Raw genomic sequence first — 24,140 nt, 5'->3', positions numbered from 1 at the left:
GGACTAGCTGGGCTCAAGCAGAAATTGAGGGCCACGTTGACCGCGTCATCCACCCGTTCGTCTCGTAGTTGGCCTGCCTTCTCCATGCTGTCCCCCCGATGCTGGGGCGAAGAAGCTCGCCGCCGCACGCGTCGCTGGGCTCGCGAACGCGCACCACGAAGGCGCCGACGTTCGGACGAAGTTGCTCGCTCCTGCCGCCGCCAACACCAGCATTCATTAAAAGCCGCAGGTCAGCACCGATAGTCCTACCAGTAGACACGCTGATAGCTATACCGACGTGAGCACCCGTAGTGCAGTAGACAGATGGAGCGGTAGGCACAGGATGGTTAGCAGTGATCTAGCCATGGAGACATCAGGTGATGCACTCATCAGTCATGCAGACGTCCATACACATGCGATGGGAGCTGCACCAACGCATGACGAGCCCACCAAAAGACGGATGGGTAATTGAACTGGGAGTCTTAGAGATGAGACCAGTGAGGTTGGCAGTAGAGGTAGCCACCACTCCCCCACCCGTAGGCCAACAGGGCGATAGCGAGGATGAGCGGCAGAGCGATAGCGGAGATGAACGACTGATGGAGGGTTAGTGAGGACAAGGGAATGTACAGGAGGTCAGTACAGCAGGCAGATCGACGAGCCGAAGTAGCAGAGACCAAGCAGGTGGTCGACCGGTCCCCCAGTAGCGCGCCAGCCCGAACAGCGGAGACCACGAAGCAAGCAACGCGCAAAGGAACCCAGACGCGGCCGGGGCCCTGCAGGAACGGCGCAGGGAAAGCACAAGGGGCGGAGCACCCAAGACGAGGGCCCGACGAGGCGTCCTGAGATCGATCTGACGTAGGTACGCACACAGGTAGAAGAGCTTGACCGGAGGACCGGAAGCGCCGGGGGAGCGGCAAAGGCACAGCAAACGCCACGGAAGAAGGACGCATCGTCAGACTCATCGACAGAGAGCAAGACCGACACACCGGATCTGAGAGACGTGGCTAGGAAGATGGGGGAGCGGCACCGCAGGTAGGGGAGCAAGGCGGAGGCCGGGGGAGTGGGTCGCTAGGGGAGTGGCGCAGAGGCTGGGGGAGTGGAGTGAACGCGCGGGATGTGGAGCGAAGGCAGGGGAGTTGGAGCGAACGCCGGGGGAGTGGCTTGCAAGGAAGAAGACGCGTCCAAGACATGGATAGCGACGCGTTCAGATAGGGAGAGCGCTGTCACCGCGACACGGGCACTCGGATGCTTGAGGGGCCCACGGGCCTCTGCTAGGAAGGGGACCCAAGCAATCCGGGCACGAGAGAATCGCTGGGGTCATGACAGTCACCACGGACTGGGTGAAGGACCACCGAAGCCGCGCGGTAGCGCTTCGCCGAGTGGTCGCCGCCATCAATGAAAAGGGCGGGGTAGGCAAGACCTCCATCACCGCGAACCTGGCGGGGCAGGTGGCTGCCACGGGCCGGCGGACCCTCGCGATCGACCTGAATCGGCAGGGCAACCTCAGCCGTGACTTCGGCATTCGCCGTACGCCTGAGGACGACCAGGGCGCGGCCCTGCGCAGCGCCATCGTCGACGGCACCGCTCTGCAGGTGGCTGCCGACGTGCGGCCCAACCTCGACGTCGCGGTCGGCGGCTCCAAGCTCGAAGACCTGACGCTGACCATCACGATGTTGTTGACCCGCGGCGACTTCCACGAGGCCTACCTGAAGCTCGCGGCCGCCATCGCGCCGATCGCGCACGAGTACCAGCTGATCGTGATCGACTGCCCGCCCGAGTCTCCCGTCCTGGACAACCTCGCGCTCGCGGCGGCGCGCTGGGTGATGATCCCGACCAAGTCCGACGACGGCAGCCTGGACGGCATGGAACTGGTCGCCCAGCGTTTCCAGCAGATGCGGCAGATCAACCCCACCATGCAGCTGCTGGGCGCGGTGCTGTTCGCCACCGGCACCAACGCCAAGGCCATCCACGGCAAGGTTCGCCGTAGCGTCGCCGAACTGTTCGGTGGCGAAGACAAGTCTCCGCTCTTCCAGCAGCACATCCGGCATGCCGAGCGCGTCGCGGTCGACTGCCGGGAAATGGGGATGCTCGTCCATGAACTGAAGGACTACGCCGAGCAGCAGCCGAGCTACTGGACGGCGAAGCGATCCGGGATCAACCCCCGTCCCATGTCGGCGGCGTTGGACGGACTGGCGACCGACTACCTCAACCTGGCCAAAGAGCTGCTGATGGTCATCGCGCAGTCCGAGCAGCGGAGTGCGCAGGCATGACGAACGGCAGCAGGGGCGGCCTTTCCGACATCTTCGGAGGCTCGGCGAAGGCGGGGGACAGCTCAGACCCGTTCGCGTTCCTAGGCACGGTCGACGACCCGCCCGCGGCACCCGAGCCTTCTCCGGCCGAACCTCCGCCTGCGCCCGCACCCGTTCCGCCGCCGGCCACGCGGACTCCTCGCACCCCGGCCCCGCGCGCCACGGCTCCGGCTGCGCCAGCTCCCGCGGTACCCGCGCCCACCCCACCGGCCGCTGCGCCGACCGCCGCGCCGGACGAGGCGCCCGCCCAGCCCGCCGCAGCCAGCCGTCCGCGTCGCCGCCGGGCCAAGGCCGCCCCAGAGCCCGCTGAAGTAAGCGCTGAAGAGCTGGATGACGTCTCCGAGGAGACCACCAGCCAGGTCCAGATCTACCTGAAGTCCTGGGCCCGGAAGACCGCCGCCAGGCTCGCCAAGGCCGAAGGCCTCTCCAACGCGCAGATCGCGTACGACGCCGTCGACGAGGCCCGGCGTGCCAACACCCTGCGCACCCTGGTCGAGGCGCGCCGAGTGGACCCCCGGCCGGCGGACAGCGCGTTCCCCAGCCGCTCCACCCGGCGCCGGCCCCGCCATTGGGCGGACGAGGGCGGCGCCCGGAGCCTCTGGTCGATCCAGGCGACTCCGGCCGAACGCGAGGTCCTCGAACGGTTCGTCGTCGAATACGGCGCCGAGAGCGTGAGCCAGCTCGTCTCCGCGGCCGTGGAGGCGTACCTGGAGGACAATCCCCTCCGCTTCGCGGAAGTCGACCTCAAGCAAGCCCGCCGTCCCACTGCCTGACACCGCGCCAACCCCCGGCGGCCGACGCCCAGATCACCCTGGCGTCGGCCCCGGAGCCGCGCCCGACGTCCTCACCACGTCAACACCAGCACCCAGACGGCGTCGAGCCTCCTCAGGACCCCTGGGGACTGCGACCGACGCCCCCGTCACGTTGACGCCAGCAACCCAGCGACCACCTCATCGATGTCGGCACCAAAGCGGCGACCGACGTCCTCACCACGCAACGCCGACCCCGACGAGACAGCCGAGCCTGGGACCGGCGGCGTGGGCAGAGGAGCACACCGTCATCTTGCGTGGACTGCTGGAGTTCACGAAGGACGAGGCCCCCGTCCTGGATCTGGACGGTACGCCCATCACGCTGGAAAGCGTGCCATTTGCCCGCTCGGCTCAACTCCGGCACGTCGTTTCCTGGGCGCGGCAAGGACACCACGTGGCGGCGTTGCGCGAATCGTGTGGCTCGTCGTTGTGGGGCGTGCTGATGATGTTTGCCTGGCGTCACCGCGGTTCAGGGGCTGGGACCGGCTCGCAGGGTTGGTTCTGGGGGAGAGGTGCCGGTTTGTGTCGTCCGGAGGACGTGCCCGCCGAGCTCGTTCAGCACCATGGCCACGACCGCGTCGAACGGATCGTGGTCGGTGACGACAGGATCGGGCGGAGTCGCCGCTTCGAGCAGGGCCGCTGGAGTATCCGGAACGTCGACCGGCGCGATGTCGTTCGACGGGTCTGCGGCCAAGGCGTCCGCCACCTCGGCCGACGTGGGCCACTCCGCCGGGTCTCCCATGACGCCGAGGAAAGCGTGCCATTCGGCGCGGTGTTTTCGGTAGAGGGCGACTCGTTCGGCGAACTTCGCGTGTGCGTCCAGCTCGACGGCGACCTCGTCCAAAGTGGCCGGGCCTCGTAGCCACCCCTCTGGACCTCGCTCGGCCAGCCCGTAGGACGCCAGCGTCATCAAGGCCTTGCTCACCGCCGAGTCGGACAGGACGGCGCGGCGTTCGAGGTCGACAGGACGGGCCGGGCGGGCGTTCAGCGTCTCGTACAGTAGCGCGCAGACCGGCCCCAGCTCCAAGAACGCCGGGTGCCCGGTCTCGATGCGACCGGCTTGCCAGACGTAACGCGTGGCCTGGTCACGGTAGGCATTCGGGACGCGCAGAGCGTAGACGTCGGCGTCTCGTTCGACGGCGTGGCGGGTCAGGACGACCAGGGGATCTCGTTCGTCACGCAGGTCTGCCAGGACCGTCGCCACAGTCCGCCAAGACAGCCCGGACATCAGCGAGAGCGAGCGAACGCCGAACGCTGTGGTGCTGGCTCCAGTGAGGCGAGAGGCCAGAGCCAGGGCCCGCAGGACGACGCGGATCGATGGAGCTCGTCTACCCCAACCTTTACGGCGTACAGGATCACGTTCGGCCAACCATAGGGCTGTGCACCAAATTTGCAGCTCAGAGTAGGTACGGGGGGAGGTAACAGGGGTATCGATGATCATGCGGGGGACAGGCCACTCATGCTCGGAGCCTGCGGCGCCCCCCGGGGGTGTGTAGTTGAAGCTAGTGTGCGATTTAGAGGCACTCCTTTGCCTCACGGCCTCCTTGACGGCTCGATCCCAGTCGAACTGGATGACAGACCTGCGCTGAGACGGGGTGCGGGCGCCCAGCAAGGTCTCCAAACCAGGCCAAGCACCGCCTGGGCGCATCTGGGCCAGGACCTCCGTCAGACGCCATCCACCCGAGGCCAGCGAACGCAGCACGGCGAACCGCGCTTCAGAAGGGGAGGCATACGGTTTGCTGCTGGGCTGCAGGTGAGAGGCCTGCCAGGCACCGCTCTGGGCTAGCTCGGCCAACCTTGGCGAGAGCTCTCGACGACCGCCGCGCAGTGGAAGCCAGGGTCGGCCGTCGGTGTCGATGTGGCAGGGCCCGGGCGCCGCGAGGGAGAGTGCGGGCTCGCGTACGTTCAGCTCGGCGGTCAGTTCGCGCTGCAGGCGTTCCCACACCTTGGGGCCGCACGGGTGACGCAGCACATCGACGGCGTCCCCGAGGGGCATCGTGAGCGCCATGTACCCCAGGAGCGGGCCGGTCCGCGTGTAGCCGCCCAGGCCGTCCGAACGCGCGGAGCGCTTGTAGGGGCAGCCCGCGACCCGGATCTGTCCCTTGGGCGAACGCATCGGACCGGCGTCGAACGTGACGTACCGATCGGCAAGGGCCTCGGCGACCCGGCGCAGATCCTCGAACGGGACCGCCTGGCGCAGCTTGAGGTAGACGTGGCGCCCCTGGGACGGCGAGACGTCATGCACGACGCGGCCGCCGCAGCCGGCGACCAGGGCGGCGAAATCAGCGGCCTCCGCGGCCACCAGCGCGGCCGGATCGGCGGCCCCGGCGAGCTGGGCCTTGCCGATGTCGAAGTCGCCCGCCAGCAGCCGTCCGGTGCCGTCCGGAGAGTAGATGGAGACGGTGACCGGCTCGCGCGGGAAGTCCGCGCCGAGCCGGACCGCCAGCCGCCGTCCATGCGGGAAGTTGTCGCCGCCGTCGGGGGAGCGGCGGCCGAAGGGCACGGCGGCGAGCAGGTGGGGGACGGCGCGCCACGTCTCGGCGGCGTCGGCGGCCGACGCCGGGTTCGCCTCGTTCCTGGTCAGCTCACCCGCGAAGTGCACAGCCGCCGGAGTCCGCGACCTGCCAGCGGCCCGGGCTACCGCGGGCGCCACGACAGAACCTTTTCCACGAACACCGGAGCAAGCGGCAGGTGCGACCACGTACGCCGCAGCAGACTCCTGCGCGCGCGCGTGCGGCGCAGTAGGCCATTGTCCGCATGTGTGCGGCGCGCCAGGGGGCCCGCGTTTGAGGGCTTGCGACACGCCGTGCGCAAAGAAGTCCGGCGGGATTTTTGCGGCGTCGTGCGGTGCGCCAGGAATGGCTGTGGGCGTGTCGGGAGTGGCGTGGTGCGGCGTGTCGGACGCGATGGTGTGTGCCATCTCACATCTGCGGGCGTGCGACGGGTCACGAGTGGCTGCGTGCGCCGTGTTGCGTGGCACCACGTCGTTCGGCGCGTCGCGTTGTGAGAGGCGTGGGAGTTTTGAGGGCGCTCGCCATGCCTGTGGTTGGCAAACGCCCAGGTCATAAGGGTTGGCGAGGCGGTGTTGGGCGGCTCGGGGGAGTCTGCCGAGACGCGCGCGCGGTCGCCGTGTTCGGGGAGATTTCTGGCGTCGGCCCGCAGGACCCGCGCTCGGGCTTTTCCTGCTGGCACCGGTGCCATGACCCGCCACACGTGTTCCGCCTCGTTACGGAGTGTGAGCGGCTGATCCCAGGGAATGACGATCCCGGGAGCGTCGAGGACGACGTGACCAGAGCCTTCCCAAGAGAAGGGATGGCAAGACTGGCCAGCCGTCGGACTACTTGCTATTGTCAGCTCCGACGTTGGTAAGAGGTCCGAGCCCGATTCGTCTTCCGGCCGCCACCGGGAATCAGGTCAAGACCGATGTGAAGTTATCCGGGTCCGAGGGCGCCCCACTGGGGCGCTTTCGTCATTTCAGGGGTCTCCCAGCCGCGAAGTCGAAGGTCGGGGCCCCGAGCTCGGCCGTCAGAGCGTCCAGAGCGCGGGAAGTCATGAGCGGCTCAGGGCCGGGCCGCAAGGGCGCCACATCGCTGGGCGCAAGGGCCGCCACATCGCCAGGTGCGGGCATCGCAAAGACCCGCGACACGCCCGTGGAGCAATTGACCGTTTTGAGACACGCAAGCTCTGCTGGCGTGTCTACCGTCAACCAGGTCCAGGCATTCGGTACCCTCAAGACAGCCTCCTCGGTTGGGCGGACAACTGAACCGATGGGGTGACGAGACCTTGAGCGGACTGCCAGGAACGCTCGGTCTCGCCAGCAGCGGCGGCGTTTCTCTGGCCATCGGGCCCTCAATCCGATGGCTGGAGGGCCGCCGTCACTGGTTTTCAGGGCACTTCGCCCGCTCACAGTGGGGCTCAGCAACCTAGGTGGGATCGTAGACCTCCGGCGTGCCTGATGGTGCGCGGCGCGCCGACCTGTCCACAGCCTGAGGAAAGTGCCGTCGAATGACGCGCCGGAAGCTGATGCCGACAGGTGCCCGGACGGTTGCCGCCGTCCTGCGCCGCGCTGATCCGGGCCGGTGACCACGGCCGGCAGCGGGCTTCCGAACAGGTTGACCAGCGTCTTTGCCTGCTCGGTGAGGGCATCGCGGCCATCGGTGGCGCGCACGTCGAGCGCGCGGATCGATGGGTCCGCAAGGGTCGGCTTCTCGGCGAGAGCTCTGCCGCAGTTTTTGTGCGCCACACCCGAAGTGGGGCATGCGGGACTCGCCAGGGTTCTGTGTTCTATGATGCACTCCGGACGTCATTGGACGCCCCGACACCACGGAGCACCGGCCAGCACGGCCTGGGATTGCCCCCTTGAGGCAGCGCCGGACGGTGTGGGTGGTGGTCGGGGAGGTTCGGGGAAGGCTCTCGCGCGGGTAGCCGGCAAGCAACGGGCGCGAGGGCCTTCTGTTATTTACGGGGCTCTCATCGGTCTCCTTCGCGGCCAAGCCCGCGGTAGTCGGGGTCGGGGAGTCGGGTGGGTCATGACGCCGAGCGCAGCTGGAGGTCCATCTCGCTGCCTCCGCCTGCGTCAGCCAGTTCATCGCCTTCGATCAGCAGTTCCAGGTAGCGGGTGATGGACACGCCTCGAGCCGCGGCACCCCGCTCGGCCCGCTCCTTGATGCCGGGCTGGACCCGACCTTGCAGGAGACGGTGCGGACGCCGATTGGGACGTGGACCCTTCCCGTGTGTTAGTCCAGCGCTAGCAACCATGCGGGCCATCCTGTCGGGTCACCGAGTGGCATGCCACGACCAAGGGGGCGTGTCGCGAGATCGACTTGCACCTGACTTCTTCGCACGGCCTCTCGTGGGAGAACGATGACTTGCGTCAACGCGGGGGGTCCGGCGGCTTGTCGCCTGTTCCGTACGGCCCGGATCCGTACATGAACACGCAACGTAGTCATGGTCACACACTGAGGTGTCTCCTCGCTGCCGGTCTGACCTATCCGCGCGGTGATGTGAAACAGCTCACGCCTGCGGCCGTCAACCGTCGGTGGACGCGGTCCAGGCCGACGGGCCCGGACGCCGCATCAGCCCCACCACCTGCACTGATAAGTGGCCGACCACCTGCACCGACCAGTGGCCCGCCGGTATCGACCTTGGTCGCTATCAGCGCCCGCCGGGGGATCGAAACGATGTGCCCATGAAGGATCCGAAGACCTATGACTCCCTCTCGGCCATCGTCTTGATCCTGGGTGCGTACCAGGGAATCGGGCCGTTCGTCGGCAAGCTCATCGACGCCACGCCCGTCCTGTCGCTGCCCGCTCGCCTGCCCTCGCCCGCCTGGTGGCTCGCCGCCATCGCGTCCATCATCGTCACGGTCTTTCTGCTGTGGGGCCTTGACGTCGGCAAGAAGCGGGCTGAACGGCGCGCACAGGATTGAGCGCCGCCCCAGACTCAGGCCCGGCCCCCGGCTCAGGCCCGGCCCCCGGCTCAGGCCCGGCCCCCGGCTCAGGCCCGGCCCCCGGCTCAGGCCCGGCCCCCGGCTCAGGCCCGGCTCCAGGCTTAAGCCCGGCTGGGGCGCTCTCGTTGTTGGCCGCGTTCTGGCTCGGGTGTCTGTCGGTCGCCCAGATGACCAGCGCGCAGGCGGCGAATCCGGCGCCGAGGAGACTTGAGCCCGTCCAGCCGTGGGCGGTGAAGAGGGCGGTTGTCGCGGCTGCGCCGAGGGCGGAGCCGAGCGAATAGAAGACCATGTAGCTGCCGATGACACTGCTGGTGCGGTCCGGATGCGCGGCGGTGAGCAGGTGCTGGTTGCTCACATGCACGACCTGCACTGCGAAGTCGAGAATCACGATTCCGATGATGAGGAGCCCCAGTGACCACGGCAGCTGCCCGATCGCTGCCCACGAGAGGATGAGCAGGGTGAGCGCAAGGCCGGTTACTGGGGCCGCCCGTCCCGCGTCTGCCCACCGTCCCGCGCGTGCCGCGCCGAGTGCGCCGGTGAGTCCGGCTAGGCCGAGCAGGCCGATCTGGCTCTCGTCCAGGTGCCACGGTGAGTCCGTCAAGGGCAGGGACAGTCCGCTCCACAGACTCCCGAACGACGCGAACAAGAAGAATGCGATCAGCCCGCGCGTCAGGACGATGCGCTGCTTGAAAAGTCCGCTGAGTGAGACGACGGCTCGGCTGTAGCCCGCCGGTTGGATGGGGCGTTCGTCTGGCGGCAGTACGCCGAGGACGAGGGTCGCGAGGCCGAGTGACAGCACCGCGAGTACGGCGTAGACGCTTCGCCAACCCCACGCCTCGGCGAGGATGCCGGTGACGACCCGCGCGCCCAGGATGCCGACCACGACGCCCGAGGTCACGATGCCGATGTTCCGTCCGCGTTCGGCAGGTGGCGAGACCGATGCGGCGTAGGCCACCGTGGTCTGCACCACGACCGCGAACATCCCGGCCGCCGCGAGCCCCGCGAACGCCATCCACGCGGCCGACGCCGAGGCGGTGAGCGTCATGCCCGCCGCGGTGAGCGCCAGGTGGACGGCGATGAGCCGGCGCCTGTCGACCATGTCGCCGAGCGGCACCAGCAGCACCAGTCCAGCCAGGTAGCCGATCTGGCCGGTCGCGACGATCCATCCAGTGAGTTCCGCCGACACGCCGAGATCGCGTCCCATCGGCTCCAGAACCGGCTGCGCGGCATAGATGCTCGCCACAGCGACGCCGCACACCACCGCCAGCAGCAATCGTCGCCACGCGTCCATCCCGCTCCAGTCAGTAGCGAATTGCAACTAATTGGACCGTACGGCATGATGGTTTCAATCCGCAACCGATCGAGAGATGCCATGCCGCGAGCCGACCGGACCGAACCCGACTGGACCGACCCTGAGTGCCCCGTCGCCCGCACGCTCGACCTTGTCGGCGACCGGTGGAGCCTTCTCGTCATCCGAGACGCGATGGACGGGGCACGGTCGTTCACCGAGTTCCAGCGCCGGACCGGCATCGCCCGCAACATCCTCACCGACCGCCTCCGCAAGCTCACCGCTCACGGACTTCTCGTCCAGCGCACCGCACCATCGGGCCGCCGCCAGGAATACGTGCTCACCGACGCAGGCCGCGACCTTTTCCCTGTCATCCTCACCCTGCGGCAGTGGGGGGAACGCCACGCCTTCGCCCCTGGCGAGACCCATTCCACCCTTGTCGACCAGCACGGCACGCCTGTGCCGGAACTAGCGCCGACCAACGCCGACGGCACCCTCCTCGGCACCGACACCACCCACGTGCAAAAGGCCCGATAGGAAACCTCGTGTTACGGGTGGGCCGCCACGGCGACGGCGTCGATTTCGAAGAGCATGCCTGGGAGGGCCAGTGACGCCACGCCGGTGAGAGTTTGCGTGGGCGGGCGTGAGCCCCAGATCCGCTCGATCCGTGTGGCCAGGACGGTGAGCTTGTCCAGGTCGTGGTCGACGATGAACGTGCGGAGTTGGACGACGTCGGTGTAGCCGAGGTCTACGGCGGCCAGGGCGATGCCTAGGTTGGCCAGGGCACGGTCTACCTGCTCCGCGAAATCGGCGGTGGTGACCTGGCCCTGTTCGTCGGAGGCGTACTGGCCCGCGATGAACACCAGGCCGCCTGGCGTGCGTGCGATGTGGCTGTAGCCGAAGCCGGTCGGGTCGTGAAGGTCGGCCGGGTTGATGATGATGTGCGACATGGCTGCCTCTCGTTATCGGTTGGTACGGGAAGTGCTGATCGTGATGGTGGCCAGTAGCGCCAGGAGGGCGGCGGCCCAGAGGGCGCCGGTGGTCGTGGTGCGGTCGACGATGGCGCCCCCGAGGAGGGCGCCCAAAGCGATGGACAGGTTGAAGGCGGTGACGAAGAGGGAGGACGCGGCCTCGCCCGCTTGGGGCGCGGTGTCGTCCGCTTCGGGCGCGGCCTTCAGCATCCAGGTTTGCAGGCTCACCGACACCCCGCCGTAGGCCAGTCCCCAGGCGACCAGCAGGACGGTGGCGACGACGAGGCCGGAGCCGGACGCGGCGAACAGGGCCGTGACGGCCGCGAGCGCGGCGCAGAGCGTCAGGAGGGTGCCGCGCAGGTGTGCCGCGATCTGTGATCCGGCCACGAAGTTGCCCGCGATTCCGGCGACGCCGTAGGCCATCAGGAGGGGGCCGACGAACGCTTCGTCCACGATCGGACGCACGAAGGTGTAGGCGGTGAAGTGGCCGGTGATCAGCAGGAACGTGACGAGCACGCCGACGCGGACCCCGGCGTTGCGCCGCAGCAACTCCGGCAACTCCCGGAAGGCGATGGCGCCCCGGGGCGGCAGCGGCGGTACGAGGATGACCAGCGCGGCCAACGCGGCGAGGCCCAGGATGCCGACGGCGGCGAAGGCCGCGCGCCAGCCGCCGAGATCGCCGATCAGTGTTCCCGCCGGAATGCCCGCGACGGAGGCGGTGGAGACGCCGCCGAACACGATCGCCGTGGCCCGGGGGACGTGCTCGGCGCGGACGAGCCGTCCCGCCAGACCGCCGGCGATGGCCCAGAACCCGCCGACACTCACGCCGATCGCCAGCCGTGCCGCCAAGAGGACGGCGTAGTGCGGGGCCACGGCGCAGACCAGGTTGGCGGCCGCCATGAGGCCGACCAGCGCGGCCAGCAGCACCCGCCGGTCCACACGGGCGGCGGTCACGGTGACGAGGGGGGCCGCGGCGGCGGCGACGAGGCCGGGCACGGTCAGCATCAGCCCCGCCGCGCCGTCGGAGACGTCCAGGTCGGAGGCGATCGGGGTGAGCAGGCCCACGGGCAGCAGTTCGGAGGTCATCAGCGCGAAGATCCCGAGCGCGACCGCCAGGACCGCCGACCACTCCCGCTTAGCTACTATCTGACTATAGAACATCCAGAATTACTCCCGGGAAAAGCCCCCTCCGGGGGAGGGGGCGGTTTTCAGGTACGGGTCTTGCCCAGGCCGTTCCGCGTCTGGCCCGGGACGGCGGGGAAGCGTTCCTCCACCGTCGACTTGATGTCGGCGAGGGTGCGTCCCGCCAGCTCCCGCCGCCAGGTCAGCTCGGCCTGGCGCATGGTCTGGGAGATCACGCAGGTCGCCCGGTAGTCGGCACCCTGTTCGCCGCCGGGCGCCTGCCGAAGGATCTCGGTGCACTCGAACGCCTCCTGCGGGCCCTCGATCGCCGTCACCACGTCCAGCACCGTGATCTGCGCAGGCCGCCGAGCCAGCCGGAAGCCGCCTCGCGGGCCGGACGTCGAGCTGAGGATCCCGGCGCGGACCAGCGCCTGCAGCTGCTTGTTGAGGTAGGCGGGGGGCAGGTCGTAGAACGCGGCGAGCGTCGCGGTGGGCACCGCACGATCGTTATCGACCCACGCCAGGTTGAGGCACGTGTGCAGTGCCCATTCCACTCCCTCGCCCATCCGCATGATTCTGGACCTTACACGTCCAAGATTGTCCCGCGCCATCCGCCCGCCGAAACCGAGCACCCGCGATCGTCCGCCGACGGTGCACGTACTCAACGAGGAGGCGCGCTTGCAGGTCGGAGGACGCGTCGGTCGGGCGCGCCGGACGCCGGGAGGGCGAGCCGGAGTCAGGTCACTCCCGACGACCGGGCCGTCCACCGGCTGCGAGATCGTTCACCGCTACGTTGAGGGCAACTGACGAGGAGGAACGGAATGTCCTATCCGGACGCGCTCTACCTGGGTGACGAAGGCGAGATCACCGGCAGGTTCCACACCGCGGACACCGTGCCGGACCTGTTGATCGGCGGGCGTACGAAGGTGCACTACCTGGCCACCGGCGAGAGCACCGGCGGCCAGTACGGGCTCTACCGATGGGAGATGGGCGCCGAGCCGTCAGGAGGGAGCCCGCATTTCCACAAGACCTTCTCCGAATCCTTCTTCATCCTGGACGGGACGGTCAGCCTCTACAACGGGGACGCCTGGACCAAGGCCTCGCCAGGCGACTTCCTCTTCGCGCCCGCAGGAGGAATTCACGCGTTCCGCAACGAGGACGGGCCGGCCACGATGCTGGTGCTGTTCGCCCCGGGCGCTCCCCGCGAGCCCTACTTCGAGGAACTGGCCGAGATCGTGGCGAGCGGACGGCAGCTGAGCGACGCGGAATGGACCGACCTCTACAACCGCCACGACCAGTACATGGTCTAGCCGGTCGGGCGTGCAGTCCGAGATCGGCGTGGTCGACGAGCGTTCACCGGACGACCGGAACGCCGACATCCGGCGAACAGCGCATGCAAGGCCTTCCGCCCGCTCTCCGTCGTCTGCGGGCGGCTGCGGGCGGAGGTCGCTGGTTACCTGATCCCGATGCTCGCCGCCGATCATCGCGTTCTGGCCATCGATCTGCGTGGTCATGGCTGGTCGGATGCTCCGCGGCACGGCTATGCCAAGGAGGCGATGGCCGAAGACGTGCTGGCGGTCATGGACGCGCTCGGCGTGGAACGGGCGAAGCTGGTCGGCCACGACTGGGGCGGCTGGATCGGCTTCCTGCTGTGCCTGTCGGCGGAGCGGGCCGCCTGCAAGTAAGGAGGAGGCTGAGAGGCGGAACGTTCAATGTGATGTGTGTCATATTCGATGCCCGACCCCGTTGGTGACGGGGTCGGGCATCGGTTTCGCGCCTACTTGAAGGTGGCGGAGAACTGGGTGAGCGTCTTGGCGTGCTTCCAGCCGGCAGGTAGGTCGGAAGCCTCGGCGCCGACGCCGAACATCTGGGTGTCGCTCTGGCCTTGGAGCCACATGCCGTCGGTGTAGGGCGCGTACAGGGGCGCGGTCGCCGGGATGTTCGCCGGGCGGACGACGGTCTCGTCGGGGGAGGGGCGCCAATTGGTGATGTCGTCGAGGACGGCGACCACCTTGGCCTGCGGGTTGAGCGCCGTGAGCTTGGCGGGGGAGGTGCTGCCGTCGGTGTAGACCGAGACGTAGACCTTCCCGTCCTTCACCTTGTCCGCGTCGCCGTCCAGCACCTTCTGAACGTTGACGACGAAGGTGACGTAGGTCTCCTCGGGCCCGGCCTGGGCCGGATTGGCCGCGGCCAGCCGGATTCCGTTCTCCACCTTGGCCAGCGTTCCCTCGACGATGAGGTCGGCCTTCTTCCTGGCGTCCGCCGGGGACGTCAGCGCGTCGTAGTCGACGTGGACGTTCTGGCCGGCCAGCTCGGTCAGCTCGCGCACCGAGCCCGCGGTGCTCGTACCGCTCACGGCGGTGACCCTGCCACCGGAGTCCGCGCCGGAGCAGGCGGTCGCCGTGAACGCGAGAGCGAGCGCGGCGGCGGACATGACGACGATCTTCATTTCAGTGGTCTCCCGCTCGGCTCAGTAGGACCCGTTGAGATGGCTGCGGTCGTGGGCGCTGTAGCTGCGCCAGGCGATCGCGCGGCTCGGGACCTCGCCGCTGATCATGGCGCACTGGTGCGAGCCGGTGACGTGGTGGTCGAAGCCGACGGTGTGGCCGATCTCGTGCACGGCCGTCTTGCGGTAGTCGTACCAGTCGTCGGTGCCTTCGGCGATCTCCGGGAAGTCGATCCAGATGGTGTTGCTGTCACACCGGGGACCGATGGTCTTGGTGCACCTGGTGCGCCCCCGCACGCCCCCTTCCAGGTTCTTGGTGCGCCAGATGACGTCAGTCTTGATCGTGCAGCTCTCGGACGAGGCGGACATGTCCGTGGTGTTGGCCAGCCGGTTCATGCCCCAGACGACGGACGTCCTGCGATTGGTCGTCCAGCCGCCGCCGGTGATGCAGTACGTGTGGGTGGCGTTGTCGGCCAGTCGGTCCTCGGGCCACGGAGTCGCCTGCGCAGGGGCCTGGACGGCCACCAGCGCGCCGGAGGCTACGGCCGCGACGGCGAGGATCCGGAGGACGCCGTGAACGCGGCGCCTCCGGTCGTCCGGGGGAGGGGATTCTGTCATGTCACCATCTCGTTCGCTCAGGGGGTGCAGGGGCGCGCCGAGGCGTTGAACAGGAGCTAAGCCCTTTACCAAGTGGTGACGACAGATGCCACGGCACCATGTGGATCTAGTGCCCTGGGCCCATGCGCGCGACATTCAGCCCGAAAGCCGTCTTAGGGCGGCCCAGGCTGGGGCTTGTGGACGGAAACTCCTGGCGGAGCTGTTTGCGTGGGGGAGTCGGTGTCAGGTGCGCGGCGTGCAGCGTTCCTGCGGCGACCTCGTCCTGAACGGCTCCGGCGAGGACGTGCCGGTGCCGGTCTGGGGCTCGCCGCAGAGGATCGGCTGTGGTGCACGGAGTCGCGGTCGCGCCAGGAGCAGCCGGCATCGGCTGCGCATCTGCCTCCAGGTCCTACCCGCCGGCTGGGATCTCAGCTGAGGCCGGTTCCGCAGTCGGTGCGGATCCGGGCGCTCGCCGCGTAGGCGTCCCCTATCGGCGCCGCGTCGCTTTCGAGGTGCACGGTCAGGCGGTAGTTGTACGTGCCCACGCGTCCCTTGGGGCAGACGTCGGTCACCTTGCCGCCGCGTTGGTCCTGGCTTGTCGTCCAGGCGGTCTTCCCTACGCCGCCGTACGAACGCCAACTGGCCCAGCTGTCGCGCTGGATCACGTACCGCTGCCGCATGCGCCCGGGGCGGCCCGAGCAGCGGGTGCTGAATCCGGCGCTCTTGATCTGGGCTCGCGGTGGCGCGCCACCGACGACGATCTCGCCCGACACCGCGAGTTTCTCTACGGTCGTGGTGCACCACCAGCCGCGCACCTTGGTGATCCGGACGGTGTCGCACTCGTCCGGACGAAGTGGCGCACGATGGTCGGCGACCCGTTCGGCGTCCGGATCCTTGGGCGCCGCGTCCACGTCCCCGACCGTCATCCGCACCGATCCATCGCCCATCTCCTCCGCTCGCCACGGCACTCGGGTCGCGCTGGGCGTGGGCTTGGGCGACGCCGTGCCGGTTCGTCCGGCGCAGGGCTTCGGCGACGCCGGCAGCGCCGCGTCCCGCGGACTCGGCGAACCGCATCCCGCCGCGGCGAGCGTGCAGAGCAACATGACGGCCGGCCAGCGCATACGCCGCTCCTGGTGAGACGGGATCCGATCACGGCTCAGACGATCAGCCCGCCCCGCCGGTTCCTCGCGGGGCCCGCCCAGCCGGCAGGTGCACAGGAGCCCAGCTGGCAGGCGTGCAGCGTGCACGTGTCGGCAGGTGGCAAAGCGCAGCTGGCGGGTGCGCAGGGCGCGCGCGCGTATTGGCAGACGGGCCGCATGCGCGCGCGTATCGAGCAGGCGGGTAGCGCCAGCCGCCAGGTGCGCAGAGCGCAGCCAGCGGGCGCACAGGGCGCGCGCGTATTGACAGACGCACAGAGTGCGCGAGTTTGCAGGGCCGCAGCGTGCGCGTATTGGCAGGTGGGCAGGGCGTAGTCGGCGGGTGTGCAGAGTGCGTGTTGGAGGGCGGCTCCTGGTTCTTGCCGCTGGAAGCGCGCTTTCGTCAGCTGTCGGCCGCGTTGAGGATCTGTTCGGCCAGTTCGCGGGCGGAGGTCGCCGGGTTGGTGTCGGGGTGGGTCGCTCCGGTCGCCAAGGCGCCGTTGATGAGGAGGAGGAGCTGGCCGGCGGCGTGGGCGGGCTGCGGATGGCCGAGCTCGCGGAGTTCGTCTTCGAGGAGCTGGTGGACGCGCTCGCGGTAGTGGCGGGTGATGGCGTGCCCGGGATGGTCGGGGTCGGTCAGGGTGAGGTCGGCGGCCAGATAGCGGCAGCCGCGGAACTCGGGCTTGTCGACGACCTCGGCGAGCCTGTCGAAGATGGCCAGCAGCCGGTCGCGCGGGTCGGCACCGGCGGCGTTCATGGTCCGGTGGTAGTCGGCCTCGTCTTCGGCGGTACTGCGGCGCAGCACTTCGGCGATCAGCCCGTCCTTGCCGCCGAAATGCTCGTACAGCGAGCGCCGGGCCACGTTCGCGGCCTTGAGCAGCGCGTCGACGCCGATGCCCACGCCGTGGCGGTAGGTCAGGTCCTGGGCCGCGTCCAGCAGTCGGTCGCGCGGGCCCGGCGCGGTGCGTGTGCTCATGGACGCAAGCCTGCCAGGGGTTGACCGGTAGATCAACCGTTCTATATGGTCGAGTAGACCGAATGTTCTATCTACAGGGAGCCGATCATGACGGTTCGCACGACCACCGAGGTCATCGACCGCTTCAACCACGCCTTCGTCAACCACGACCCCGACGCGCTCACCGACCTGATCGGCGACGCATGCGTGATGGAGGCGATCCAGCCCGCGCCGGACGGAGCCCGCTCCGAGGGCCGCGAGGCCTGCCTCGCGTTCTGGCGCGCGCTCGCCGAGGACCGCACCACCCAATTCGAGGTCGAGGACGTCGCGGTCGCCGGCGAGCGGGCGACGATCCGCTGGCGCTACCACTTCGGCGCCGGCCCCGCCGATTCGGTCCGGGGTGTGAACCTCATGCACGTCCAGGACGGCCTGATCGTCGAGGCCCTCGGTTACAGCAAGACCGCCGGCGAGGTCCCGCTGGCGGCCGAGACGGACGTGGCCAACGGCTGACGATCGAGAACGAGGACGGAAGGAGCACCTCCCATGCGCAGCTACCACGTGAACAGCGGTGCCGGGATCGACGGGCTGGCGATCAGGAAGCACGAGGACCCGGTGCCGGGCGCCGGGCAGGTCCTGGTCGCGGTGCGGGCGACCTCGTTGAGTTACCGCGAGCTGATGGTGCTCCGCGGCGACTACGTGCTGCCGGTGAAGCCCGACGTGATTCCGGTATCGGACGGGGCAGGCCAGATCGTCGCGGTCGGCCCCGGGATCAGCGAGGCGCGAATCGGTGACCGGGTGGCCGCCACGCTCTTCCCGAGTTGGCAGGACGGGCCGTTCGGGGCCGAGCACCTGCCGCAGCGTGGCGGTTCGCTGGACGGAATGCTCACCGAGCTCACGTTGATCGACGAGGACGCGCTCGTAGCGATCCCCGGCCATCTCTCCTATGAGGAGGCCGCGACGCTCCCGTGCGCCGCGGTCACCGCCTGGAACGCGGTGACCGGAGACGGCATCGGACTGCGGCCCGGCCAGACGCTGGTGACGCAGGGGTCGGGCGGGGTGTCGTTGTTCGCGCTGCAGTTCGCCAAGGCGCTCGGCGCGCGGGTGATCGCCACGACGAGCAGCCCGGCGAAGGCCGAGCGCCTGGCCGAGCTCGGCGCCGACGAGGTCATCGACTACCGGGCCACGCCCGACTGGCCTGGCAAGGTGCGGGAACTGACGGGCGGCCGGGGCGCCGACCGCGTCGTCGATGTCGCAGGCCTTCTGGAGAGGTCGCTGGCCGCGGTGACGACGGCGGGCCACGTCGCCTGCGTGGGCTTCGTCTCCGGGACGGCGTCGCCGATCGACCCCCGGGCGATCTTCGCCTCCGGCGCCACCCTGCGTGCCGTCGCCGTCGGCAGCCGGGCGCAGTTCGTCGCGATGAACCGCGCCGTCGAGGTCAATGGCCTCAAACCGGTCATCGACCGCGTGTTCGCGTTCGACGACGCCCCGGACGCCTACCGCCACTACGCCTCGGGCAAGGCATTCGGCAAGGTGGTCATCACCCTCTGAACGGATATGGCCCCGGTCCGTCCACCCCAGACACTCCTGCCGGACCCTCGTCCCGACCTAGCCAGGACGTAACAAGCGTGGCCTGCTCGCCAGCATCAGCGCGACCCGCAGCGCCCGCGCACCCCACGGCCAAGGAGTAAGCAGCGCGGCGAGTCATTGACGTGGGCGGTCTAGGTAGGTGAGGACGGCTAGGCCGCGGCGGTGGCCGCGGTCGTCGGGGGATGACCTCGGGGTCCATGGCCGTGCCGCCCTCGGCGACCCGGCGTACGGCGTCGACGAACTCGGCCACCCGGCCGACCCGGTCCTTGAGCAGGTAGCCGATGCCGCCGCGGCCGTCGGAGAGCAGCTCGCCCGCGTACTCTCGTTCCACATACTGAGACAGCACGAGCACCGGCAGGCCGTCGTGGCGGCGGCGGGCCTCCAGGGCGGCGCGGATGCCCTCGTCGCGGAAGGACGGCGGCAGCCGCACGTCGACGATCGTGACGTCCGGGCGGTGCTCGTCGACGGCCGCGAGGAGGCCCGGCGCGTCCCCGGCGACCGCGCAGACCTCGAAGCCCTTGGCGGCGAGCAGGAGTTCCAGTCCGCCTGCCAGCAGGACGTTGTCCTCGGCGATCACGATCCGCACGGCGTGCACGTCCACCGGGACACCGGAACGCGCGGCCACAAAGGGAGATGGGGGCACTACAGCAGGCTGTACCTCTTGCGGGCAGCAGGCGGTATCGTCCCCGGCCGCCGCCGAACCTAGCGTCCGGGGCATGACCAAGACATTGAAGACATCGCGCCGTCCCTCGTCGCTCCGGCGCATCCTGCCCCCCGCCGTCACGTTCATCGCAATGCTGTCGGGAACGGCGGCGTACGCCCTGGACACCGGGGACGCGCCGACCCGGCTGCAGCGCGATGCCGACGCGCTGAGAGAGACCGGCGCGAGTGGAGTGCTCGCGGAGGCGCGGACGCCCGGCGGCCGTGCCGTCGCCCGCAGCGGTGTCGCCGACCTCGCCACCCGTGCTCCCGTCAGGCCCGACTCCTACCACCGGATCGGCAGCACGACCAAGACGTTCGTCGCCACCGTCGTCCTGCAACTCGCAGGCGAAGGCAAGGTCGGACTGGACGACACCGTCGACCGCTGGCTGCCCGGCGTGGTGCGAGGCAACGGCAACGACGGCACCAAGATCACGGTGCGGCAGCTGCTCGGCCACACCAGCGGCGTCCCCGAATACGCCGACGACGTGCCGATGGAGCAGGCCCGCACGCCCGAGGCGTTCCGGCGTGAACGCTTCCGCACCTACTCGCCGGAGCAGCTCGTCGCGATGGCGATGCGGCACCGGCCCACGTTCGAGCCGGGCGCCGGCTGGGCCTACTCCAGCACCAACTACGTCCTCGCCGGGATGATCATCGAGAAGGCCACCGGGCGGCCCTGGCAGCAGGAGGTCCACGAGCGGATCATCGAAACCCTCGGCCTCCGGCACACCCTCATCCCCGGAACCTCCGCCTCCTTGCCCCAACCTCACATGACCGTTTACAAGCGGTTCGTTCCCGGCGGACCGGAGACGGACGTGTCGACCTTCGCCGCGGGCCACCCGGACGGGTCGCTCATCAGCACGACCAGCGACGTCAACCGGTTCCTCCAGGCACTCGTGAGCGGTCGCCTGCTACGTCCCGCCCAGCTGGCCGAGATGCAGCACACCACTCCGGCCAAGCCCTTCCAGGAAATCTGGCGCGACGCCGGGTACGGGCTGGGCCTGATGAAGCGCCGCCTGTCCTGCGGGGGATGGGTGTGGTTCCACGGCGGAGGCGGCTGGAACTCCATCACCGACAACGCGGTGACCCCCGACGGCCGCCGCGCCGCCACCGTCTTCTACGCCACTCGCCTGCAGCCGGACCAGTCGCCGATCCAGCAGTACAAGGCTTCCGCAGACCTCATCGACAACGCCCTCTGCACCTCCTAACCGACGCCCCCGGGCCGACGTTCCTCCTGACCGACGCGCCCGTTGACCGACGCGCCTGTTGACCGACGCGCCGCGGCCGCTCGCCTTCGGGCGGCCGCGGCAGGTCTGGTCATGGAACGTCTGTGATGCGCTGGGTCGAGCGCGTTGTCTGGGGCTCTGACGTCTGCTGACCTGATCTGAGGCGGGTCGCTCGGCTCAGGCTTGCCGATTGCTCGCGAGGCGGGTCCGGCGCGGGATCAGCGGAATCAGTCGGGACGGTCGGCCGCTGCCTTGGCGTAGCGGCGGGCCAGGTGGGCGAACGCGTCCTTGAGTTCGGCCGGGCCGACGACCTCGATGTCGGCGTCGAACCTGCCCAGGGCGGACGCCAGGCCGGGCCATGACCACGAGCCCAGGACGAGGCGGCAGCGGTCCGGGCCGAGTTCCTCGACGACTCCGTCGCGGGTGTAGCCGGACACGACGGCGGCGGGCAGGCCGAGGATCACCTCGCCTCGGCAGGGCCAGTCGCCAGCGCCGCCACGGAACCAGCCGGCCACGAAGGTGGCCACGTCACCCCCTGGGAGTTCGCGCGGCGTGAAGCGGGGCCCGGTCGGCGTGCGCGGGGTGATGCGGTCCGCGCGGAAGGTACGCCAGTCCTCGCGGTCGAGGTCCCAGGCGACGAGGTACCAGCGTCCTCCCCAGGTGACGAGGTGATGCGGCTGCACCCGGCGCGGCGGGTTCGGCGCGCCGTCCGCCTCTGGCGTGGAGATCGGGCTGTAGTCGAAGCGCAGCACCTCGCGGGCGTGGACGGCGGCGCTGAGGGCCGTGAGCACGCCGCTGCCGACCCGCGGGTCCGGCCGGGACGAGGGCCGTTCGACGGCGGTGACCTGGAGGGTGTCGATCCGGTGGCGCAGCCGTCCTGGCATCACCTGCCGGATGGTGTTGAGCGCGCGCGCCGCGGCTTCCTCGATCCCGGCGCCGGTGGTGGTGGCGATCTGGAGCGCGATGGCGAGGGCGACGGCCTGCTCGTCGTCGAACAGCAGCGGGGGCAGCTCCGTACCGGCGTCGAGCCGGTATCCGCCGTCGGGCCCCTTGAAGGCCACGATGGGATAGCCGAGCTCGCGCAGCCGGTCGACGTCGCGGCGCACGGTCCGCGGGCTGACGTCCAGCCGTTCGGCCAGGAGCGCCCCTGGCCAGTCCCGGCGCGCCTGGAGCAGCGAGAGCAACGAGAGCAGCCGCGCTGAAGTCTTCGGCATGACGCCAATATTGCCGCGAGAAGAGGACACATCCTGACCGCTTCCCCCGCCACTGTGGGTCTCGTGCCGAACAACGACCACGACCCGAAGGGCCCGAATGCCGTGACCGCGACCACCACGCCCCTCGACACCGAGCGGGCCGACCTGCTCGCCGCGCTCGCGACCGCCCGATCGGCCCTGATCAAGACGACGCGCGGGCTGAGCGACGAGCAGGCCGCCGAGCGTCCGACGGTCAGCGCGCTGTGCCTGGGCGGGCTGATCAAGCACGTCGCGTCCCTCGAAGAAGGATGGCTCCGCTTCGCCGTCGAGGGCCCGTCGGCGATGCGCTACGACCTGCCCGAGGGCGTCACCTGGGCCGACCTCGCGGCCGGTACCGCACGCGAGATCCCGCAGTGGGCGATCGACCACCAGAACGAGTTCCAGCTGTCGCCCGGCGAGACGCTGGCCGGGATCGTCGCGCGCTACGAGCGGGTCGCGGCCCGCACCGAGGAGATCATCGCGTCCGTTCCCGGCCTGTCGGCGACGCACCCGCTGCCGGACGCGCCGTGGCACGAGCCGGGAGCGGTGCACAGCGTGCGCCGGGTGCTCATGCACGTCATCGCCGAGACCGCGCAGCACGCCGGGCACGCCGACATCCTGCGCGAGACCCTCGACGGCCGGAAATCGACCTGACCACCGCCGGATCACGGCAAGATCGGACGAGCCGCCGACCAGGCACCAGCACCCGGCCGGCGGCCGTCCGGTCCCCTCAAGAAAGGAACGCCGCCATCGTGACGACGCACGAGCGCGACGCGGCACGACCCCGATGACCGTTCTCGACACCCGGGCGCTCAACCGCGCGACGCTCGCCCGGCAGTTGCTGCTCGATCGCGCCGACCTCCCCGTTCTCGACGCCGTCGCGCATCTGTGCGGCCTGCAAGCCCAAGAGCCGCAAGAACCGTTCGCCGGGCTCTGGTCGCGGCTGCGCGCGTTCGACCCGTCGACGCTCTCGGACCTGCTGACCGGACGGGACGTGGTGCGCGTCCACCTCATGCGCCGCACCGTTCATCTCGTCACCGCCGACGACGCCCTGGCCTGGCGGGCCCGCCACGACAGCATGCTGCGCCAGAAAACGTTCGGTGCCTACCGCCGCGAACTCGACGGGATGGACCTCGACGAGCTCGCCGCGGCAGGCTGGGCGGTGATGGCCGACGGCGAACCCCGCTCGATGACCGAGCTCGCGCGGGCGCTGGCCGAACGCTGGCCGGCGGTCCCACCGCGGCCGCTGGGCGAGATACTGATCGCCGCCCTCATCCCGGTGGTGCAGTTGCCGCCGCGCGGGCTGTGGCGGACGAAAGGGGGCGTACGCAACGTCCCGCTTTCTTCGTGGCTGGGACGTGAGATCGACGCACCGCCTTCGGACGGCTCCGATCCTGTGGGGCAGGCGCTGGTACGGCGCTACCTGGCCGCGTTCGGCCCCGCCGCCACGGCGGACCTGCGCGCCTGGTGCGGCCTGACCGGCCTGCCAGGGGCGGTCGCCGCGGTGCGCGAGGAGCTGATCTCCTTCCGCGACGAGCGAGGCCGCGAACTGCTGGACCTCCCGGACGCGCCGCGTCCCGACCCCGGCACGCCCGCGCCGGTACGGTTCCTGCCCGCGTTCGACAACGCGATCCTCGGCTACCACGACCGCGGCCGCATCATCGACGACGCCCACCGCGGCCTGTCGGTCGCCGGTGAACGCGTCGTCCTGGTCGACGGCCGCGTCGCCGCCACCTGGACCGTCAAGGACGCCACAGTGATCGTCACCCCGCTGCGCGACCTCTCCCGAACCGACCGCACCGCCGTCGCCGAGGAGGGCGAAGCCCTGGCGGCGTTCCTCTCCGACAACGAAAGCCACCGCATCCAGATCGCCGCGTCCCCCAGTTGACGCCGCTTCCCGGAAGCACGAACCAACTCAGCGGGCGCTGCCTCTCGATGCGGTTCTACAGCGTCAGGACCGCAGGACCCGGCTTCGGACGATCAGGATGTTTCGGTGGCTGCGCGGGTGCGCCGGCGGGCGGCGCTCAGCCGTGACCAGTCGGCCCGCATACGTGACGGAGCCGCCGGCCTCCGGGATGGCAACGCCGTAGGACGTGATGAGTGGTCACAGGCGGCTGAGATGCACGCGGCCGGTCTCGATGAGCATGCCGCCGGCCTGGCCAAGCAGGTGGAGCAGTTGCTGGGTGAGGCTGCCGGACGTGACGATGCCGCCGCGGGTCAGGCGGGGTCACAGCCCACCGCACAGGCCCGCAACCGTGCGGATCGGGCGGTGATCCGGACGAGCCTGGCGGCTGCGCAGTTGTCGCGGTCCGCCGCTCGGATGGGGCGCGACAGC

General features: G+C 69.6%; 22 protein-coding genes. 11 read left to right on the top strand and 11 right to left on the bottom strand.

The window, feature by feature from the left end:
* The first annotated feature begins 1,358 nt into the window (after nucleotides 1-1,358).
* Both ACGFNU_RS33715 and ACGFNU_RS33710 read left to right on the top strand, forming a co-directional pair.
* Nucleotides 1,359-2,249, top strand: coding sequence for a ParA family protein (locus tag ACGFNU_RS33715; protein ID WP_392600270.1), 891 nt, complete (start codon nucleotides 1,359-1,361; stop codon nucleotides 2,247-2,249).
* Nucleotides 2,246-3,061 carry a hypothetical protein gene (locus tag ACGFNU_RS33710; protein WP_392600268.1) on the top strand — a complete coding sequence of 272 codons (816 nt, stop codon included), beginning with the start codon at nucleotides 2,246-2,248 and terminating at the stop codon, nucleotides 3,059-3,061. The genes ACGFNU_RS33715 and ACGFNU_RS33710 overlap by 4 nt, the downstream gene beginning before the upstream one ends.
* A gap of 505 nt (nucleotides 3,062-3,566) precedes the next feature.
* On the opposite strand, the gene ACGFNU_RS33705 is transcribed toward ACGFNU_RS33710, so the two are convergent.
* Nucleotides 3,567-5,750 (bottom strand): hypothetical protein, encoded by a 2,184-nt coding sequence (locus ACGFNU_RS33705; RefSeq protein WP_392600266.1) that lies wholly within the window; start codon nucleotides 5,748-5,750, stop codon nucleotides 3,567-3,569.
* 2,385 nt (nucleotides 5,751-8,135) lie between these two features.
* On the opposite strand from ACGFNU_RS33705, the gene ACGFNU_RS33700 reads away from it, so the two are divergent.
* Nucleotides 8,136-8,525 (top strand): hypothetical protein, encoded by a 390-nt coding sequence (locus ACGFNU_RS33700; protein ID WP_392600264.1) that lies wholly within the window; start codon nucleotides 8,136-8,138, stop codon nucleotides 8,523-8,525.
* Here the strand turns inward: ACGFNU_RS33700 and ACGFNU_RS33695 are convergent.
* Nucleotides 8,458-9,864 carry an MFS transporter gene (locus ACGFNU_RS33695; RefSeq protein WP_392600262.1) on the bottom strand — a complete coding sequence of 469 codons (1,407 nt, stop codon included), beginning with the start codon at nucleotides 9,862-9,864 and terminating at the stop codon, nucleotides 8,458-8,460. The two genes, ACGFNU_RS33700 and ACGFNU_RS33695, sit on opposite strands and share 68 nt — an antisense overlap.
* A 54-nt stretch (nucleotides 9,865-9,918) precedes the next feature.
* On the opposite strand from ACGFNU_RS33695, the gene ACGFNU_RS33690 reads away from it, so the two are divergent.
* Nucleotides 9,919-10,371: a winged helix-turn-helix transcriptional regulator gene (locus ACGFNU_RS33690; RefSeq protein WP_392600260.1), complete on the top strand. Its 453-nt coding sequence runs from the start codon at nucleotides 9,919-9,921 to the stop codon at nucleotides 10,369-10,371.
* Nucleotides 10,372-10,382: 11 nt separating this feature from the next.
* Here ACGFNU_RS33690 and ACGFNU_RS33685 read toward each other — a convergent pair whose 3' ends face one another.
* The 3 genes from ACGFNU_RS33685 to ACGFNU_RS33675 are packed head-to-tail and all read right to left on the bottom strand — an operon-like array spanning nucleotide 10,383 to nucleotide 12,493.
* Nucleotides 10,383-10,784 (bottom strand): RidA family protein, encoded by a 402-nt coding sequence (locus ACGFNU_RS33685; protein ID WP_392600258.1) that lies wholly within the window; start codon nucleotides 10,782-10,784, stop codon nucleotides 10,383-10,385.
* 12 nt (nucleotides 10,785-10,796) lie between these two features.
* Entirely contained in the window at nucleotides 10,797-11,966 is a 1,170-nt protein-coding gene (locus tag ACGFNU_RS33680) for an MFS transporter (RefSeq protein WP_392600256.1), read from the bottom strand.
* Nucleotides 11,967-12,013: 47 nt separating this feature from the next.
* Nucleotides 12,014-12,493 (bottom strand): RrF2 family transcriptional regulator, encoded by a 480-nt coding sequence (locus ACGFNU_RS33675; protein ID WP_392600254.1) that lies wholly within the window; start codon nucleotides 12,491-12,493, stop codon nucleotides 12,014-12,016.
* Nucleotides 12,494-12,748: 255 nt separating this feature from the next.
* Here ACGFNU_RS33675 and ACGFNU_RS33670 point away from each other — a divergent pair, with 255 nt between their 5' ends.
* Together ACGFNU_RS33670 and ACGFNU_RS33665 are read left to right on the top strand one after the other, a co-directional pair.
* A complete protein-coding gene (locus ACGFNU_RS33670; protein ID WP_392600252.1) occupies nucleotides 12,749-13,237 on the top strand; it encodes a cupin domain-containing protein in 489 nt (162 codons plus the stop codon).
* A gap of 156 nt (nucleotides 13,238-13,393) precedes the next feature.
* On the top strand, nucleotides 13,394-13,612 hold the full coding sequence (locus ACGFNU_RS33665; RefSeq protein ID WP_392600250.1) for an alpha/beta fold hydrolase: 219 nt from the start codon (nucleotides 13,394-13,396) through the stop codon (nucleotides 13,610-13,612).
* Nucleotides 13,613-13,704: 92 nt separating this feature from the next.
* Here ACGFNU_RS33665 and ACGFNU_RS33660 read toward each other — a convergent pair whose 3' ends face one another.
* The 4 genes from ACGFNU_RS33660 to ACGFNU_RS33645 form a co-directional block, all read right to left on the bottom strand.
* Complete coding sequence (locus tag ACGFNU_RS33660) at nucleotides 13,705-14,376, bottom strand: hypothetical protein (protein ID WP_392600248.1); 672 nt, start codon at nucleotides 14,374-14,376, stop codon at nucleotides 13,705-13,707.
* Between the two features lie 21 nt (nucleotides 14,377-14,397).
* Complete coding sequence (locus ACGFNU_RS33655) at nucleotides 14,398-14,991, bottom strand: hypothetical protein (protein ID WP_392600246.1); 594 nt, start codon at nucleotides 14,989-14,991, stop codon at nucleotides 14,398-14,400.
* Between the two features lie 407 nt (nucleotides 14,992-15,398).
* On the bottom strand, nucleotides 15,399-16,091 hold the full coding sequence (locus tag ACGFNU_RS33650) for a hypothetical protein (RefSeq protein ID WP_392600244.1): 693 nt from the start codon (nucleotides 16,089-16,091) through the stop codon (nucleotides 15,399-15,401).
* Between the two features lie 418 nt (nucleotides 16,092-16,509).
* On the bottom strand, nucleotides 16,510-17,082 hold the full coding sequence (locus ACGFNU_RS33645) for a TetR/AcrR family transcriptional regulator (RefSeq protein ID WP_392600242.1): 573 nt from the start codon (nucleotides 17,080-17,082) through the stop codon (nucleotides 16,510-16,512).
* 87 nt (nucleotides 17,083-17,169) lie between these two features.
* Here ACGFNU_RS33645 and ACGFNU_RS33640 point away from each other — a divergent pair, with 87 nt between their 5' ends.
* Nucleotides 17,170-17,571, top strand: a complete 402-nt coding sequence (locus ACGFNU_RS33640) for a nuclear transport factor 2 family protein (protein WP_392600240.1) — start codon at nucleotides 17,170-17,172, stop codon at nucleotides 17,569-17,571.
* Nucleotides 17,572-17,604: 33 nt separating this feature from the next.
* Nucleotides 17,605-18,609 (top strand): NAD(P)-dependent alcohol dehydrogenase, encoded by a 1,005-nt coding sequence (locus ACGFNU_RS33635; RefSeq protein WP_392600238.1) that lies wholly within the window; start codon nucleotides 17,605-17,607, stop codon nucleotides 18,607-18,609.
* On the opposite strand, the gene ACGFNU_RS33630 is transcribed toward ACGFNU_RS33635, so the two are convergent.
* On the bottom strand, nucleotides 18,599-19,234 hold the full coding sequence (locus ACGFNU_RS33630) for a response regulator transcription factor (protein WP_392600686.1): 636 nt from the start codon (nucleotides 19,232-19,234) through the stop codon (nucleotides 18,599-18,601). The two genes, ACGFNU_RS33635 and ACGFNU_RS33630, sit on opposite strands and share 11 nt — an antisense overlap.
* Before the next feature lie 130 nt (nucleotides 19,235-19,364).
* On the opposite strand from ACGFNU_RS33630, the gene ACGFNU_RS33625 reads away from it, so the two are divergent.
* Complete coding sequence (locus ACGFNU_RS33625) at nucleotides 19,365-20,555, top strand: serine hydrolase domain-containing protein (protein WP_392600236.1); 1,191 nt, start codon at nucleotides 19,365-19,367, stop codon at nucleotides 20,553-20,555.
* Nucleotides 20,556-20,800: 245 nt separating this feature from the next.
* Here ACGFNU_RS33625 and ACGFNU_RS33620 read toward each other — a convergent pair whose 3' ends face one another.
* Nucleotides 20,801-21,787 carry a helix-turn-helix transcriptional regulator gene (locus tag ACGFNU_RS33620; protein ID WP_392600234.1) on the bottom strand — a complete coding sequence of 329 codons (987 nt, stop codon included), beginning with the start codon at nucleotides 21,785-21,787 and terminating at the stop codon, nucleotides 20,801-20,803.
* Between the two features lie 63 nt (nucleotides 21,788-21,850).
* Here ACGFNU_RS33620 and ACGFNU_RS33615 point away from each other — a divergent pair, with 63 nt between their 5' ends.
* Both ACGFNU_RS33615 and ACGFNU_RS33610 read left to right on the top strand, forming a co-directional pair.
* The gene (locus ACGFNU_RS33615; protein WP_392600232.1) at nucleotides 21,851-22,459 is read left to right on the top strand and encodes a DinB family protein; all 609 of its coding nucleotides are present in this window, start codon (nucleotides 21,851-21,853) and stop codon (nucleotides 22,457-22,459) included.
* Nucleotides 22,460-22,592: 133 nt separating this feature from the next.
* Nucleotides 22,593-23,693 carry a winged helix DNA-binding domain-containing protein gene (locus ACGFNU_RS33610; RefSeq protein WP_392600230.1) on the top strand — a complete coding sequence of 367 codons (1,101 nt, stop codon included), beginning with the start codon at nucleotides 22,593-22,595 and terminating at the stop codon, nucleotides 23,691-23,693.
* Nucleotides 23,694-24,140 lie beyond the last annotated feature (447 nt).

The organism is Spirillospora sp. NPDC048911 (assembly GCF_043198015.1).
Classification (GTDB): domain Bacteria; phylum Actinomycetota; class Actinomycetes; order Streptosporangiales; family Streptosporangiaceae; genus Spirillospora.
The sequence above is the reverse complement of the archived record's forward strand: the minus strand, read 5'-3'. Positions and strand labels throughout refer to the sequence as shown.